The organism is Streptomyces sp. NPDC002133 (assembly GCF_040296405.1).
GTDB lineage: Bacteria > Actinomycetota > Actinomycetes > Streptomycetales > Streptomycetaceae > Streptomyces.
Genome location: NZ_JBEOXF010000001.1, coordinates 452,583 through 467,667 on the forward strand (window position 1 = coordinate 452,583; position 15,085 = coordinate 467,667).

General features: G+C 70.9%; 10 protein-coding genes and 1 pseudogene. 8 read left to right on the forward strand and 3 right to left on the reverse strand.

The window, feature by feature from the left end:
* Nucleotides 1-63: 63 nt before the first annotated feature.
* The 3 genes from ABT078_RS01980 to ABT078_RS01990 all read right to left on the reverse strand — a co-directional run bounded on the left by ABT078_RS01980 (nucleotide 64) and on the right by ABT078_RS01990 (nucleotide 3,836).
* Nucleotides 64-1,083 (reverse strand): Rv2578c family radical SAM protein, encoded by a 1,020-nt coding sequence (locus ABT078_RS01980; RefSeq protein ID WP_502981135.1) that lies wholly within the window; start codon nucleotides 1,081-1,083, stop codon nucleotides 64-66.
* Nucleotides 1,084-1,611: 528 nt separating this feature from the next.
* Nucleotides 1,612-2,142: a MarR family winged helix-turn-helix transcriptional regulator gene (locus tag ABT078_RS01985; RefSeq protein WP_351222746.1), complete on the reverse strand. Its 531-nt coding sequence runs from the start codon at nucleotides 2,140-2,142 to the stop codon at nucleotides 1,612-1,614.
* The gene (locus ABT078_RS01990) at nucleotides 2,139-3,836 is read right to left on the reverse strand and encodes an FUSC family protein (RefSeq protein ID WP_351222748.1); all 1,698 of its coding nucleotides are present in this window, start codon (nucleotides 3,834-3,836) and stop codon (nucleotides 2,139-2,141) included. The genes ABT078_RS01985 and ABT078_RS01990 overlap by 4 nt, the downstream gene beginning before the upstream one ends.
* Before the next feature lie 208 nt (nucleotides 3,837-4,044).
* Between ABT078_RS01990 and ABT078_RS01995 the strand changes: the two genes are divergently transcribed.
* The 8 genes and pseudogenes from ABT078_RS01995 to ABT078_RS02030 all read left to right on the forward strand — a co-directional run bounded on the left by ABT078_RS01995 (nucleotide 4,045) and on the right by ABT078_RS02030 (nucleotide 15,076).
* Nucleotides 4,045-4,530 carry an RrF2 family transcriptional regulator gene (locus tag ABT078_RS01995; protein ID WP_351222750.1) on the forward strand — a complete coding sequence of 162 codons (486 nt, stop codon included), beginning with the start codon at nucleotides 4,045-4,047 and terminating at the stop codon, nucleotides 4,528-4,530.
* Nucleotides 4,531-4,581: 51 nt separating this feature from the next.
* Nucleotides 4,582-5,799: an NAD(P)/FAD-dependent oxidoreductase gene (locus tag ABT078_RS02000; protein WP_351222751.1), complete on the forward strand. Its 1,218-nt coding sequence runs from the start codon at nucleotides 4,582-4,584 to the stop codon at nucleotides 5,797-5,799.
* 665 nt (nucleotides 5,800-6,464) lie between these two features.
* Nucleotides 6,465-7,904 carry an aldehyde dehydrogenase family protein gene (locus ABT078_RS02005; protein ID WP_351222753.1) on the forward strand — a complete coding sequence of 480 codons (1,440 nt, stop codon included), beginning with the start codon at nucleotides 6,465-6,467 and terminating at the stop codon, nucleotides 7,902-7,904.
* A 260-nt stretch (nucleotides 7,905-8,164) separates the two neighbouring features.
* Nucleotides 8,165-8,321: pseudogene (locus ABT078_RS02010) on the forward strand (VOC family protein); the annotation flags it as partial.
* A gap of 105 nt (nucleotides 8,322-8,426) precedes the next feature.
* Nucleotides 8,427-8,891, forward strand: coding sequence for an SRPBCC family protein (locus tag ABT078_RS02015; RefSeq protein WP_351222755.1), 465 nt, complete (start codon nucleotides 8,427-8,429; stop codon nucleotides 8,889-8,891).
* A 244-nt stretch (nucleotides 8,892-9,135) separates the two neighbouring features.
* Nucleotides 9,136-11,580, forward strand: a complete 2,445-nt coding sequence (locus ABT078_RS02020) for an MFS transporter (RefSeq protein ID WP_351222757.1) — start codon at nucleotides 9,136-9,138, stop codon at nucleotides 11,578-11,580.
* Between the two features lie 149 nt (nucleotides 11,581-11,729).
* Nucleotides 11,730-14,243, forward strand: coding sequence for an ATP-binding SpoIIE family protein phosphatase (locus ABT078_RS02025; RefSeq protein ID WP_351222759.1), 2,514 nt, complete (start codon nucleotides 11,730-11,732; stop codon nucleotides 14,241-14,243).
* A gap of 107 nt (nucleotides 14,244-14,350) precedes the next feature.
* Complete coding sequence (locus tag ABT078_RS02030; protein ID WP_351222761.1) at nucleotides 14,351-15,076, forward strand: class I SAM-dependent methyltransferase; 726 nt, start codon at nucleotides 14,351-14,353, stop codon at nucleotides 15,074-15,076.
* The last annotated feature ends 9 nt before the right edge of the window (nucleotides 15,077-15,085 follow it).

A 15,085-nucleotide genomic window follows, 5' to 3' on the forward strand; every position in this document is an offset into this window, starting at 1 on the left:
CCCGGAAGGACACGTTCGGTACAGACTTGACCCGTTTGCTCCCCAAGCTGCGCCGTCGGCTGCTCAGAGCAGGGTGAGCTGCGTGGCTCCCGGCTCCGCGAGAGCCGGCTGCACGGGCGCCGGGATCCGCCGCGGCGTACCGCGCTGGGCCGGGCCGATGCCGAACTCCGTGGCGAGTTCGTGCACATGACGGGTGATGCGCCGCTGGTACCACTTGGGCGCGTAGGCCCCCTCCGCGTACAGCCGCTCGTACCGCCGCACCAGGTGCGGATGCTCCCGGCCCAGCCACGCCATGAACCACTCGCGCGCCCCGGGCCGCAGATGCAGCACGAGCGGTGTCACGGAGGTCGCCCCGGCTGCCGCGATCGCCCGTACGGTCGCCCGCAGGTGGTCGGGGTGGTCGCTCAGGAAGGGGATGACCGGTGCCATGAGCACCCCGCAGCCGATGTCGTGCTCGGTCAGGGTCCGTACGACGTCGAGGCGCCGCTCCGGTGACGGCGTCCCGGGCTCCACGGTCCGCCACAGCTCGCGGTCCGTGAACCCGACCGAAACGGAGATGCCCACCTCGGTGACCGCGGCGGCCTGGCGCAGCAGGTCCAGGTCGCGCAGGATGAGCGTCCCCTTGGTGAGGATCGAGAAGGGGTTCGCGTAGTCGCGCAGGGCGCCGATGATCCCCGGCATCAGCCGGTAGCGGCCCTCCGCCCGCTGGTAGCAGTCGACGTTCGTGCCCATCGCTATGTGCGCCCCCTGCCAGCGGCTCGAGCCCAGCTGGCGGCGCAGCAGCTCGGGCGCGTTGACCTTGACCACGATCTGGGTGTCGAAGTCCAGACCCGTGTCGAGGTCCAGATAGCTGTGGGTCTTGCGGGCGAAGCAGTACACGCAGGCATGCGTGCAGCCGCGGTACGGATTGACGGTCCACTCGAACGGCATCCGTGACGCCCCGGGCACCCGGTTCAGGATCGAACGTGCGCGCACCTCATGGAAGGTGATCCCGCGGAACTCCGGGGTGTCCGAGTCGTCGTCAACGGTGTATGAGAGGCCTAGCTGACCTGGTGCTCCTTCGCTCAAGCCGTCCCAGCGCATGGGCCCTCCGTAGGTGTAGGCGTTCGCACTTAGAATAGAACACCTGTTCCCATGTGGGGTCAAGCTTGTTCCAGGCATGAAGAAGGCCCCTCGACCGAAGTCGGGGGCCTTGACTCACGTGGCCGCTTGGAGGAGCAGCCGCGACCGCCGGCATGTCGGTCACGCCTCTCCGCTGTCGGCCTCCGGTCGCTTCAGCACGCACGTCCCCTTGTTGGGCAGGGTTGCGACAAGGCCCGCCCCCGAAGCTCCTTGACGGCCCGTCTGACCGTGTTCAGGGCTACGCCGTGATGCGCTGCCGGCTCGCGCTCAGGGGAGCGTTGTGGCCGCTGAAGCGTCAACGACCCAGCGGCGGAGGGGCGCTACCGCCGCCTGGAGATCCGGGAGTTGGCCGGACAGCGCAGGGCGCTTCAGGTCCGCGTCCGGCGCGGTGAAGACTCGGTGGTCCTGCGGCTCGTCATCGCACGAACGGGACAGGGCCCGGGTGGGAGTGACTCTCCGGCCCGGGCCCTGTGCCCCGGCCGGGGGGCTTCAGGGCCGGGGGCCGCCGAGCGCGCCTTCGAGCATGGTGAGGAAGGAACGCAGGAGCGCGCTCAGGCGAGCCTGCCCGGCCGGGTCGAGGCCGGACAGGATGTCCCGTTCGTACGACAGCTGGGCGGGGAGGACGGCGTCGACCAGATCGCGGCCCGCCTCGGTGAGGCGGATATGGGCCATGCGGCGGTCGCGGGCGTCGCCGCGCCGCTCCACCAGGCCGCGTTCGGTCAGGGACTTGATCCGTTTGGTGACGGCTGCTCCGGAGGAGAAGGTCTCGCGGGCGAGTTCCCCGGGGGTCAGTTCGTGGCCGGTGCGGCGCAACGCGCCCAGCAGCTCGAATTCGGGGCGGGTGAGTCCTGCGCGGCGCAGCGGGGCGTCCTCGGCCTGCTGGAGCAGGGCGGCAGAGCGGTTGATCCGGCCGATGATCTCCATCGGGCCGGTGTCGATGTCCGGATGGACCGCCTGCCATTGGCGGACCACCGCGGCCAGGGTGTCGCCTGTCACCGCCTGGCCGTTCCCTGTCGTCATGCCCGTGCGCCCTCCACGTTCAGTCTCTCCCCGGAATGCAGTCCCTGCCGTCGTATCGTCGCGGCGAGCGTACGGTGTCCGGCGCGCTCGGTGCGAACGAGGCGCTCCTCGGGCAACGCGCGCTGCCACCATTCGCCGGCGGCGGCGTCGGCGCCGGCCCGCAGCTCGACGAGGGCGGCGGTGAGCCGGCGGCGAGCGGTCTCCAGGGTGCGCGGATCGGGGCGGTCCGCTGCGAGGACGCTCTCGGCGCGGTCACGGGCCGCGTCGGTTGTGTCGAGGGCCCGCTGGAGCTGGTCCCCGACGCGCCGGTTGGTGACGGCCAGGGCAGCGACGATGCCGACGGCGGCACCGGTGAGCGTGTCCACGACGCGGTCCAGGATCAGCTCCCCGGGCTGCTGGAAGTGGGCGAGCTCGGTGATCATCAGCGCCATCGGGGTCACGAAGACGCTGCAGAGCCAGTAGTTGCGGGCGGCGAGTGCCTCGGCGACGAAGTTGCAGGCGAGGCAGCACACCACGAGCGCGGCCTGGTTGAGGTGGGCGAGCGGCGCAATGAGCGCGAACACCAGGACACCGGCGAGGTTGCCCACCACGCGCTGCACTCCGCGGCTCCATGACAGCGTCATATTGGCCTGGTACAGCGATGCGGCGGTGACCAGGGCCCAGAAGGGGAGGCCGATGCCGAGGGCGAGTGAGACGTAGCCGGCGAGGGCGCAGCCGACGGCGGTACGCAGGGCGATGGGCAGCAGCGGGGAGCCCGGCCCGATCAGCCGCCACAACGGACGCCCGTGGGCCTCGAGTCCGGCCCGCACGCCGAGGAGCTCGTCCGCGTCGCCGCGGTCGAGACCGACGGGGTGCGGGACGGGCCGGTTACCGCGCAGCTCGTGGGCCCAGGCCCGCAGCTGTGCGGGGTCGGTGGCCGCGGGGGCGGCGAGGGTGACCTCGGCGCGTACGACGAGCCGTTCGAGGGAATGACGGACCGGGTTCCGGGCGCCGGCGGACAGCAGGCACTGCCAGGCGGCGTGCACGGCGCCGGCCGCCCCGGCGCGGGCCCGCTCATGGTCGGGTCCGGTGCCCCGGGTGGCGGCGTAGGCGGCAACCGCGTTCAGGGCGCGGGCCGTGGCACGGCGCTCGGGGCCATGGGGGCGTACGAGGACGGGTGCCATGCCGACCAGCCAGGCGACGGCGCCCGCGCCGGCCGCCAGCGCGAGATGCCCGGGGACCTGGCCCAGCGTCTGGGGTGTGAAGAGACTCGCCGAACTGATGAAGGTGAAGATTATGTTGCCGGGCGGGCCGATGCGGCTGGCGTCGCACAGGGCCTTCTGGGCCGCCGCGAGCAGGGCGCCGACCGTGACGAGCACGACGGCGGAGTGCGTGAGCGACGCGGTGACCAGGGCGACGGCAACGCCCGCCAGCATCCCGAGGACGACCCTTGCCAGGGTCCGGGCCCGGGCGGCGTACGGGACGTTGTGGGCGAAGAGGGCGCAGAGCGACCCGGCCATCGTGTACAGCACCAGGTCGAGCCGGCCGAGAAGGAGCAGGGTCACGTTGGGCATGGCGGTGGACACCACCACGCTCGTCGACGGTTTGAACCAGATGTCGGACGGTGCGCCCAGGCGGAGTGCGCCGGCCAGGGGGAGGCGGCGGATTCGGTGGGTCTGAGATGTGGGGGTGGGTGCGCTACTGCTCCTGCTCATAGCCACAAAGGTTAACAGGTGTTTTACTGAGAAAATAATCTTCTGACTCAACACCACCCCCGGTGTACCCGAGCGACCCCTCGACCGGAGCTGATCGATGCCGTCTGGCCGGGTCCGCTGAACAAGGCCAGAGTCGGGAAACCGGGTGACGCCTCGAATGTTCGTGGATCGCTTGACGATCGGAACCTGGACATTTATTGTCTAGGTCATGCGAACGGGTAAGGGTGTCGAATGGGCGGTGCACACACTGCTCAATCTGGCATGGCTGGGAGGCGGTGAGCCGGTGCCCACCGCACAGCTGGCCGCCGGCCACGAGCTGTCGCCGTCCTACCTGAACAAGCAACTGCAGCTGCTGGTCAAGGCCGGTCTGCTGGAATCCGCTCCGGGTGCGACGGGCGGCTTCCGGCTGGCCCGCCCCCTGGACACGATGTCGATGCTGGACGTGGTCCTCGCAATCGAGGGCGACGAGCCCCTTTTCCGCTGCAGCGAGATCCGCCAGTGCGGCACCATCGGCCAACGATGCCCGGACGGTGACTTCACCCGGCCGTGCTCGGTCAAGATCGCCATGGGGCGGGCCGAGGTGGCCTGGCGGAAGGCTTTGGCCGAGCAGAGTCTCGCCGACGTGCAGGCCAGGTCCGAGACGTACGTCCCCGCCATGGCGAAGCGTGTTCGCCAGGCACTCGGGCGCGACTGATCCCTTTTTCCGCGCGGTGTGACCGCGCATTTCTTCAGGAGGTGAATCTGGATGAAAAATATCCTGATTATCGGTGGTGGGTTCGCCGGCGTGTGGAGCGCCGCCGGCGCTGTACGCGCGGCACGCGCCCACGGTGTGCCGCAGTCGGAACTGCAGGTCACGCTGGTCAGCAGCGGCGACGACCTGGTGATGCGTCCACGGCTCTACGAGGCCGATCCGGAGCGGATGCGGGTCTCGCTGGACCGGGTGCTCGGTCCGATCGGGGTGCGGCGGATCGCCGCGACCGTCACCGGCATCGACACCGGCGCCCGCACGGTGACCGCGGTCGACCGAAGCGGCCGGAACACGGAACTGAGCTACGACCGTCTGGTGCTGGCCGCGGGCAGCCAGCTCGTACGCCCGTCGATCCCGGGCTCCGAGTTGATCTTCGACGTGGACACCCTGGGCGCCGCCACGTCCCTCGACCACCACATCCGTCGCCTGCCCGAGCGCCCGGCTGCGCCCGGACGCTTCACCGCGGTCGTCATCGGAGCAGGCTTCACCGGCCTGGAGATAGCCACGGAACTTGTCGCCCGACTGCGGGAAGCGGCCGGCGACGCGGACGACGTACGCGTCGTCCTGGTGGAGCGCGCCGACGCTGTGGGTCCCGAGCTGGGCGAAGGTCCGCGCCCGGAGATCAGCTCCGCCCTGAGTGATCTCGGAGTCGACCTTCGCCTGGGCAAGACGGTCGAGCGGGTCACCGAAAGCGAGGTCGAGCTCTCCGACGGTGAGCGCCTTCCGGCCTCCACCGTGATCTGGACAGCCGGCATGGCCGCCAGCCCGCTCACCCGGCACATCCCTGGCGAGCGCGACCGGCTCGGCCGACTGCACGTGGACGAGTACCTCCGCGTCCAGGGGGCACCCGAAGTGTTCGCCACAGGTGACACCGCAGCGGCCGCCGCCGACGCGGACCACAAGGTGATGCAGAGCTGCCAGCACGCCACCCCCCTCGGCAAGTTCGCCGGCCACAACGTCGCCGCCGACATCCTGGGACTGGACCTGGCAGTCTTCACCCCGGCCGAGTACGTCACCTGCCTGGACCTCGGACCCGCCGGCGCGGTCGTCACGACAGGCTGGGAACGAACCGTCCAGAAGACCGGAGACAAGGGCAAGGAACTCAAGCGCCAGATCAACGCCGAATGGATCTACCCCCCGGTCGACGACGCCGATGCCATCCTCGAACTCGCCGACCACCAGGCAACCTTCTCCAACGAGATGTTCTACGCCTGACCGGCACCCCGACCGAAACGACGCCGCCCCGCTCGACGAAGCCGAAAACAGCACACCTGCACGGCTGCACATCGACAACTCGATGCGGCCCGTCGAGGCCTCCTGCACGGGCAGAGCAAGCGCGCCTCCTGCTTCCGTCCAGTCGGGACGCGTAGTTCCGCCCGTCTGAGGTCGCAGGGCTCAGCGAGAAGCTGAAGCTCCACGTCATCGAAGGGGCCGCGGATCGCTGATGGATCCGTAGCGGGCGTGGCGAGCCTCTGGTTCCCCGCCTGCGTCACGCGAGCGAGCGTTTCCGGACCGCCTGGGATGTCTGCAGGGACAGGCCGGCTCGACGGCCTGTTCGCGGCCGGGGGTGGCGACGGCTTGGTCGAGGATCCGGTCCAGGATGCCGCTCTTGCGGCCGGTGCCTCACCGAAGACGGTCTTCGGCGAGGCACCGGCCGCCGACGCCATGTCCGTCACGGTCACCAGCCCGGCCGTCAGCAGCCGGCTTCGCGCCATGACTCGGCCGTCCGGCGGGGAACAGCACGCTCAGTCACGGTGCCGGCCCATACGAGCGGCGCCGACCACCTTGCAGTCGCACTGCCCGTGCCGACCGACCAAGCTCCCGTAACTCCTCCGACTCAACGCCTCACGCACATCGTTCGAGAACAAGGAAGCCCCCTGATGAACAGCTCCGCCCGCTTCCCGCACGCCCGCCACTACATCGACGGACACTGGGTCGACTCCGCCCAGCGCACCGAATCCCTGAACCCCGCCACCGGACAGGTCCTCGGGACGTTCGCCGACGGCGGCGCCGAGGAGGCGAAGGCCGCCATCGCCGCCGCCCGGCGCGCCTTCGACACCACCGACTGGTCCCGGGACCGCAACGCGCGGGCCAAAGCCCTGTTCGAGATGGCGGACCGTCTCGAAGCTCGCCGAGATGAGTTCATCACCCTGCTCGCCCGTGAGAACGGCAAGATCCTTGGTGAGGCGGCCTTCGAGATCGACCTCACGGTCCCGAAGCTGCGCTACTACGCCGCCCTCGCGCTGGCCGACCACGGTCGCGCGGCCGAGGTGCGGCCCGGCATGTACTCGATGACCCTGCACGAGGCGGCTGGAGTCGCCGGTGTCATCGCGCCCTGGAACTCCCCTGTCGTCCTGGCCGTGCGCTCTTTCGCCCCGGCGCTCGCCGCAGGCTGTACGGTCGCCATGAAGCTCCCGGGCCAGACCGGCCTGATCAACGGCCTGATCGCCGAACTCGTCGAGCAGACCACCAGCCTTCCGCCCGGGGTGATGAACGTCTTCACCGAGTCCGGCAACGACGGCGCCCCGCTGCTGGTCTCCTCCCCGGACGTCGACGTGCTCAGCTACACGGGCTCCACGATGGTCGGCCGGAAGATCATGGAGTCGGCCGCGGCCACTCTCAAGCCACTCTCCCTGGAGCTCGGGGGGAAGAATCCGATGCTCGTCTTCGACGACGCGGACCTGGACGTCGCCGTTCCCGTCCTCGTCAAGGCCATCACCACCTTCACCGGCCAGTTCTGCATGGCGGGCAGCCGCATCCTGGCGCAGCGCGGCATCGCGGATGAGCTCCGCCGACGGCTCGTGCCCGCCCTGGAGGCGGTCAAGGTCGGACCGGGAGACGACCCTTCCAGCGAGATGGGTGCGATGATCGATGAGCCCAACGCGGGCCGCGTCGAGCGCATGGTCGCGGACGCCGCCGACTACGCCGACGTCATCGTCCGCGGCGAACGCAGCGGCGCCTTCCTGAGCCCCTCCCTGGTCGAGGTCACCGACCTGAGCGCGCCGATCGTGCAGCAGGAGGCGTTCGGACCCGTTGCCACCTTCGAGGTCTTCGACACCGAGGAGCAGGCCGTCGAACGCGCCAACGCCACCGACTACGGCCTCGCCGCGTCGATCTGGACCCGGGACGTGGACCGCCCGCTGCGGGTAGGCCGCGACATCAAGGCCGGCACCGTGTGGACCAACACCTGGGGCGTGGTCCACGACCAGTTCGAGGAGGGCGGCTTCAAGCAGTCCGGCATAGGCCGCCTGAACGGCCTGCGCGGCCTTGAGGAGTTCCAGGAGACCAAGCACTTCGTCCACCCGACCCCGCGCTTCTGATCCAGCGCAGGAGCAGACTCCCTGACCGACGACCCGCCGGCCGCGCGGTCGGTCCGCGTGGCCGACCGACCGCGCGGACCGTTCCGACGCCATCGTGCTCACCGCGTGGGCCGTCGAGCCCGTTGATCCCTGGGCAACCGCGTGCTGGTCTTCGCGCAGGGCTGTGGCGGTACCGGCGAGCGGCGCCATTCCACTGGCGGTGAGCTGGTCGAGCCAGTCCTATGACTGCGCGGACATCCCGGTGTTGAGATCGCTTGCCGCTCCACATCGACGTCAACCCGACCGACAGGGAGCAGGACGAAGAGGTCCGTCGCCTGCTGGGCCTTGGCCGACGTCGGCCAAGGCGACGAGAGCTGGGTCGTGCTCACCGATCCGGAGGGGAACGAGTTCTGCGTCCTTGCGGCCCGCCGTCCCTGATCGGAGACTTCTCGATTCATGGCACCGCAACCCTGATTTGGGGGGCCGCGCGGAAGGTGGTTGGCTGGGGGATCACCCGAAGAACCGAGTGCTGGAGGATGAGGCATGGCGCAGGTCGAGGCCACGACGGAGCGGATCATCGCGGCGGACGCGGAGACCGTGTTCGACACGCTGGCCGACTACAAGGACAGCCGCGCGAAGCTCCTGCCCGGGCACTTCAGCGAGTACGAGCTGCGCGAGGGCGGCGACGGCGAGGGCACCCTCGTCCACTGGAAGCTCCAGGCCACCAGCAAGCGCGTCCGCGACTGCCTGCTCGAGGTGACCGAGCCGACCGACGGGCAGCTCGTCGAGAAGGACCGCAACTCCTCCATGGTCACCACATGGACGGTCACGCCGGCCCCGGCCCCGGCCGCCGAGGGCCGCGCCGCCTCCTCGCGGGTCGTGGTCACCGCCGTCTGGAACGGCGCCGGCGGCATCGGCGGCTTCTTCGAGCGGACCTTCGCCCCCAAGGGCCTCGCGCGGATCTACGACGAGCTTCTGGCCAAGCTCGCCGCCGAGGTGGAGAAGTAGTCCCCGGCGCCCCTTCCGAGTTGCTGTAAAGGTCACCGTTTCGAGTGGTTTTCCCCGCGGCTCCGCCGTGCGCCGGGCGCGCTGGACGTCGCGGGAAAGTACCTGATGAGCACCCTTGGTGCGCCTGTTGTGACCCCGGTGCGCCTGCCGTCCGCACCTCTGATCCCGGTAACCTCCCGCTTGCTCCGTCTTGGCGCGTAATGCGAAGAATGACGCCGCGCAGCCGTGACGAGGGGAGCAGTACGTGGGCGGGATCACGCTGGTGAAGGACGGGCAGGCCGACGGGGCGGTGGCCGGACTCCGGGACCCCGCACCCGCCGAAACGGACGCCGCGGGCAACCTCCCACCGACCGGCACCCAGGCCGAAGCGGCACCGGCCCTCAGCCCTCGCCGCGTACGCCTCGTCTTCTTCGGCCTCATGCTCGCGCTGCTGCTCGCCGCGCTCGAGCAGATGATCGTCGCCACCGCCCTGCCGAAGATCGTCGGCGAACTCCAGGGCCTGGACCGGATGCCCTGGGCGATCACCGCCTATCTCCTCACCGCCACCATCGGCCTTCCGATCTACGGAAAGCTCGGCGACCTCTACGGCCGCAAGGGCGTCTTCCAGTTCGCCATCGTCGTCTTCGTCATCGGCTCGGCCCTCGCAGGCTGGTCGCGCAGCATGAACGAGCTCATCGCCTTCCGCGCCGTCCAGGGCATCGGCGCGGGCGGCCTGATGATCGGCGTACAGGCGATCATCGCCGACATCGTCCCGGCCAGGGAGCGCGGCCGCTTCATGGGGCTGATCGGAGCCGCCTTCGGACTCGCGTCGGTCGCGGGCCCGCTGCTCGGCGGCTTCTTCACGGACCATGTCTCGTGGCGCTGGTGCTTCTACTTCAACGTGCCGTTCGGCCTCGTCACGCTCGCCGTCGTCGCCGTCGTCCTCAAACTGCCGAAGCCGGCGGCGCGGGCGCGTTTCGACGTCCTCGGCGCGTTCTTCCTCACCGCCGCCTCCACCTGCCTGGTGCTGCTGACCAGTTGGGGCGGCACCGAGTACGCCTGGGACTCACGCGTCATCATCGGACTCGCCGGGGGAGCCGTCGGCACGACCCTGCTCTTCCTGGTCGTCGAGCACTACGCACCCGAACCGGTCATCCCCCTGCGGCTGTTCCGCGACCCGGTCTTCAACGTCACGAGTCTGGTCGGGGCGGTCGTCGGGGTCGCCCTCTTCGGCGCCGCCAGCTATCTGCCGACCTTCCTGCAGATGGTCGACGGCGCCAGCGCCACCGAGTCGGGGCTGCTGATGCTCCCGATGATGGGCGGCATCGTCGTCGCCTCGATCGTCTCCGGACAGCTCATCAGCCGCACCGGCCACTACAAGGTCTACCCGGTGGCCGGCTCCGCCGTCTCCGCCGTGGGCATGTGGCTGCTGTCACGGCTGGAGACCGACACCACCCGGCTCGAGTACTCGGTCTGGCAGGCGGTCCTCGGCGTCGGCATCGGCCTCGTGATGCCCGTCCTCATCCTGGCCGTGCAGAACGCCGTGCCGCCCGCCGATCTCGGCACCGCCACCAGCGCCAACAACTACTTCCGGCAGATCGGCGGCAGCGTCGGCGCCGCTGTCTTCGGCACCCTCTTCGCCGACCGGCTCACCGACTCCCTCGCCGACCGGCTCCCGGCCGGCGCCGGACTGCCCGCCGCCGAATCCATCACCCCACAGCTCGTCCACGCCATGCCGCCCGCGCTGCGCGACGGCTACATCCAGGCGTACGCGGACGCCATGCCGCGGATCTTCCTCTACCTCGTGCCGGTACTCGTCCTCGGCCTCGTCCTCGCCTTCTTCCTCAAGGAGAAACCGCTGGTGTCCCACAACGCCCCCACCGCCGAGCCCACGTCCGTGCCGCACGCCCGGACCGGGCACCGGATCCCCGCCCCCGCTCCGGCCTACGTCGCCGGTGTGCCCGTGTGCGGCACCGTCCAGCACCACGACGGCACCACCGTCCCGCGCGCCGCCCTCACCCTCATCGATGTGCAGGGGCAGCAAGTCGGCCGCGGCGCGAGCGGCGAGGACGGGCGCTACGCGCTCAGCGTCCCCGGCCCCGGCTCGTACGTGCTCATCGCCGCGGCCGGCGGCCACCAGCCGCAGGCCGTATCGGTCACCGTCGGCGAACGGCCCGTCGACCTTGATGTCGTCCTCGGCGGCGCCGGGCGGCTCGCCGGCACCGTCGTCACCGCGGACGGCAGCCCGGTGCGCGACGCCGCGGTGACCCTGACCGACGTACGCGGCGAAGTCGTCGCCGGCACGCGCAGCGGACGCGAGGGCGGCTATGTGATCTCCGAGCTGGTGGCGGGGGAGTACACGCTCGCCGCCAGCGCCCCCGCCTTCCGGCCGGCCGCGCTCCCCGTGAGCGTCCAGGCGTCGCGCGAGACCCGCCAGGACATCGAACTGGCGGGCGGCGCGGTGCTGCGCGGCACCGTGCGGGCCGGCGGCGGACGGCCCGTCGAGGACGCGCGCGTGACGCTGCTCGACGCGGCCGGCAACGTCGTCGACACCCTCACCACCGGGCCCGACGGCACCTTCCGCTTCGTCGACCTGTCGTCGGGCGAGTACACGGTGATCGCGGCGGGCTATCCGCCGGTGGCCACCGTGCTGCAGGTCGCGGGCGGCGGACGCACCGAGCGCGATCTCCAGCTGGGCCACGAGGACTGATCCTGCGTCAGCGGAGAGCCGGGACTTCGCGGCTCCGTGCGCGGGCGCACGACCGATTGCATCGATGCCCGGCGCACCGCGGCCGAAGGGGCCTACCGTGGGGTAGGCAGCCGCACAGCCCGGGCGGCAGGGGAAGGAGCCTCCCAGCCATGGACAGTGGCGTTCCGTCGCGTTTGCCACGGCAGTACGCCGCGGATGGACGGATTCCGCTCGCCGTGGTCGTCGTGGACGACGGTGGACTGGTGTCCCACTGGTCGACCGGTGCGCGGCGGCTGTTCGGCCACCCCAAGGAGGCCGCGGTCGGCCGCCTCGCCGTCGAGCTGCTCCCCGTCTCCGGCGCACTGGCCGAGCAGGAAGGCCCCTACGAGGCGTACGAGAGCTACGGCGGTCTCGGCCCCGGGCTCGACGCCTCGCTGAACGGGCTGACGTCCTACCCCGCGGCCGGCCGCGCCCGGCTCTCCGGAGGCGGCGAGGGCGACCGGGTCGACGTGGTGTGGTGGGCGTATCCCCTGGTGGGCCCCGGGCGGGAGCGGCTGCTGGTGCTCGCCGCGGACGCCGCGCAGTTCGGGATGAGCGGGATCGGCGGAACCGACGGCGAGGGTGACGGGGAGGACGCGCCGGGCGCCGACCCGGGTGCGGAGCGCGTCGCTCCCGGTTTCGCGCTGCACACCGAGTTCCCCGGCGCCGACGAACTGGCACGCCGGTTCCCCGAGATCCTGCCCAGCATGAGCGTCCAGGAGTCCACGCGGATCGGGGGCCAGGTCCTCGAACTGGGCTATCCCGTCCTCGAGTTCAGTCACCACGACCGGGTGCCGGTCACCCCCGACTGGGGTGTGCCGAAGCGCGCCGAGCGCAGGGAGCGCCGGCAGGCCGCGCGACGGGCGGTGGCGGCGGGCCGGGCCGTGGACGTGGACGCGGCCGATCTTGAGGAGGACCTCGAACACGCCGCGGTGCGCGAGCGGCTCGAGTTCCTCAACGAGGTGAGCGGCCGCATCGGTTCCTCGCTGGATCTCGCCCGGACGATCCAGGAGGTCAGCGCGGCCGTCGTGCCGCGGTTCACGGACGTCGCCGGCACCTATCTGCGCGAGCAGGTCATTGCGGGCGAGGGCTTCCCGGACGGACCGCCGGACGCCACCACCATGTGGCACCGCGTTGCCGTCGAGCACATCGACGAGCCCGGCCGCTGGGACGACGTCGTACCGGTCGGCGAGTCCATGCCGTTTCCCGAACACACACCGTTCTTCCGGTGCATGACCACCGGCGAACCGGTACTGGTGCCGCGCATCAGCGAACAGATGGGCACGGCCATCGCCTCCCAGTTCGAGAAGCGCGACATCCGGCCGCTGATCAACGGCCGGTCCATGCTGGTCGTGCCGCTCAAGGCGCGCCATGTGGTGCTGGGCTTCATGGTCCTGCTGCGCCACCGGGAGCGCGCTGTGTTCAACGACATGGACCGGGTGACGGGCGCCGAACTCGCGGCCCGTGCGGGGCTGGTCCTCGACAACGCGCGGATGTACACGTACCAGGAGAACGTCGCCGAGACCCTGCAGGACTCGATGCTGCCGCAGATCAGCCCGCGCATGGCCGGCTGCGACACGGCCACCCGCTATCTGCCCGGCACCCTTCTCGGGAGGGTCGGCGGCGACTGGTTCGACTCCATCAAACTGCCCGGCTCGCGCACCGCCCTGGTCGTCGGCGACGTGATGGGCCACGGCCTCAACTCGGCGGCGATGATGGGCCAGCTGCGTACGGCCGTGCAGACCATGGCCGCGCTCGACCTGCCGCCGGGCCAGCTCCTGCGCAACCTCGACGACCTGGCGCAGCGGCTCGGCGAGCACTACCTGGCGACCTGTCTGTACGCGGTGTACGACCCGATCGTCGGCGAGCTGCAGCTGGCGAACGCGGGCCATGTCCCACCGGTCGTGGTGCGCGCGGCGGACGGGCGCAGCGAGCTGCTCGACCTGCCGACCGGAGCGCCCATCGGCGTGGGCGGGGTGCCCTTCGAGACCGTCCGGGTCGCCGTCGAGCCCGGCGACCGGCTCGTCATGTGCACGGACGGACTGGTCGAGGTGCGCGGCGAGGACATCGGGGTCGGACTCGCGACCCTCTGCGAGTCGGCCGCGCACCCCGCAGCCTCCATGGACGACGCCTGCGACACCATCATCCGGGCCCTCAACACCCGCGGCGGGCGCAAGGACGACGTCGCCCTCCTCATGGCTCGGCTGAACGGCATAGCGTCCGAGAACGTCGCCCGCTGGCAGCTCACGGCGGAGCCCCAGGAGGTGCGCCACGCCCGTCGGCTCGTACGGGAGCAGCTGACGGTCTGGGAACTCGACGAGCAGGCGGACACCCTGGAGCTGTTGGTGAGCGAGCTCGTCACCAATGCCGTACGGCACGGTGCGGACGGCGCGAGCGCCGCGGGCGGTGCGGGCGGCGGTGGGATCGAGCTGCGGCTCGTGCGTACGGACGCCCTGCTGTGCGAGGTCATGGACGACGGACACATCCTGCCCACCCTGCTCAGCGCCGGTCCCGGCGACGAGTCGGGGCGCGGGCTGCGAGTGGTCAGCAGACTGGCGCGGGAGTGGGGCACGAGCCGGTCGGGCGGCGGCAAGTCGGTGTGGTTCGAACTGTCGCTGCCGCGCAAGCGGTCGAACGCCAGGTGAAGGATTGCGCCGGGTTCTTGCCCCCGTAACCTCGGGGCGATAGACCGATCATGACGTGGCATCAGATAAGCGTGTCACGCGGTCCTTTTCGCCCAGGGGAGCTGGTCATGAGCGTGACGAGTCGGTACAAGGACGCCTGGGAGGGCTTCTGGCGGGAGGCGCCGGACGAGCCGGGCGCGGTCTTCTGGGACGCGGAGCCGGCCGTCACCGCGGGTGTCCATCTCACCTTCTTCGAACCGCATCTGGCCGCCCCCGAGTTGCCGCTGCTGGATCTCGGCTGCGGCAACGGCACCCAGACGCGCTACCTCGCGGAGCGCTTCCCCCAGGTGCTGGGCGTTGATCTCGCGCAGGCCGCGGTCGACCACGCCCAGCAGCAGAACAAGGACGGCGAGGTGCGGTTCCACGCGATCGACGCGGTGGACGCGACCGCCGTGGAGCGGCTGCACGCGGAGCTCGGCGACACCAATGTGTACATGCGGGGCGTGCTGCACCAGTGCGAGCCCCAGGACCGAGGCGCTCTGGCCCGGTCGATCGCCACTCTCGTGGGAAACGGCGGCCGGGCCTTCGTGGTCGAGCTCGCGGAGGCGGCCGGGCGCATCCTCATGGGCCTTGCCCAGGGCCCGTCGGGCCCCCCGGCGAAGCTGCAACCGGTCTTCCGCCACGGCATCGCGCCGGGCGCGGTCGCCGACGCCGAGGTGCCCGAGCACTTCCGCGCGGCCGGTCTCGACGTACTGGCGAGCGGGGAAATGCCGCTCGCCACCACCGAGTACGCGGAAGACGGCTCCCGCCTCGAACTGCCGTCGACGTGGCTGGTCGTGGGCCGGAGCGTGTGACGGCGGGGC

What these genes read in the sequence shown, in the direction of transcription:
- ABT078_RS01980 (WP_502981135.1), bottom strand. Translation starts at nt 1,083, where the DNA reads ATGCGCTGGGACGGCTTGAGCGAAGGAGCACCAGGTCAGCTAGGCCTC.
- ABT078_RS01985 (WP_351222746.1), bottom strand. Translation starts at nt 2,142, where the DNA reads ATGACGACAGGGAACGGCCAGGCGGTGACAGGCGACACCCTGGCCGCG.
- ABT078_RS01990 (WP_351222748.1), bottom strand. Translation starts at nt 3,836, where the DNA reads ATGAGCAGGAGCAGTAGCGCACCCACCCCCACATCTCAGACCCACCGA.
- ABT078_RS01995 (WP_351222750.1), top strand. Translation starts at nt 4,045, where the DNA reads ATGCGAACGGGTAAGGGTGTCGAATGGGCGGTGCACACACTGCTCAAT.
- ABT078_RS02000 (WP_351222751.1), top strand. Translation starts at nt 4,582, where the DNA reads ATGAAAAATATCCTGATTATCGGTGGTGGGTTCGCCGGCGTGTGGAGC.
- ABT078_RS02005 (WP_351222753.1), top strand. Translation starts at nt 6,465, where the DNA reads ATGAACAGCTCCGCCCGCTTCCCGCACGCCCGCCACTACATCGACGGA.
- ABT078_RS02015 (WP_351222755.1), top strand. Translation starts at nt 8,427, where the DNA reads ATGGCGCAGGTCGAGGCCACGACGGAGCGGATCATCGCGGCGGACGCG.
- ABT078_RS02025 (WP_351222759.1), top strand. Translation starts at nt 11,730, where the DNA reads ATGGACAGTGGCGTTCCGTCGCGTTTGCCACGGCAGTACGCCGCGGAT.
- ABT078_RS02030 (WP_351222761.1), top strand. Translation starts at nt 14,351, where the DNA reads ATGAGCGTGACGAGTCGGTACAAGGACGCCTGGGAGGGCTTCTGGCGG.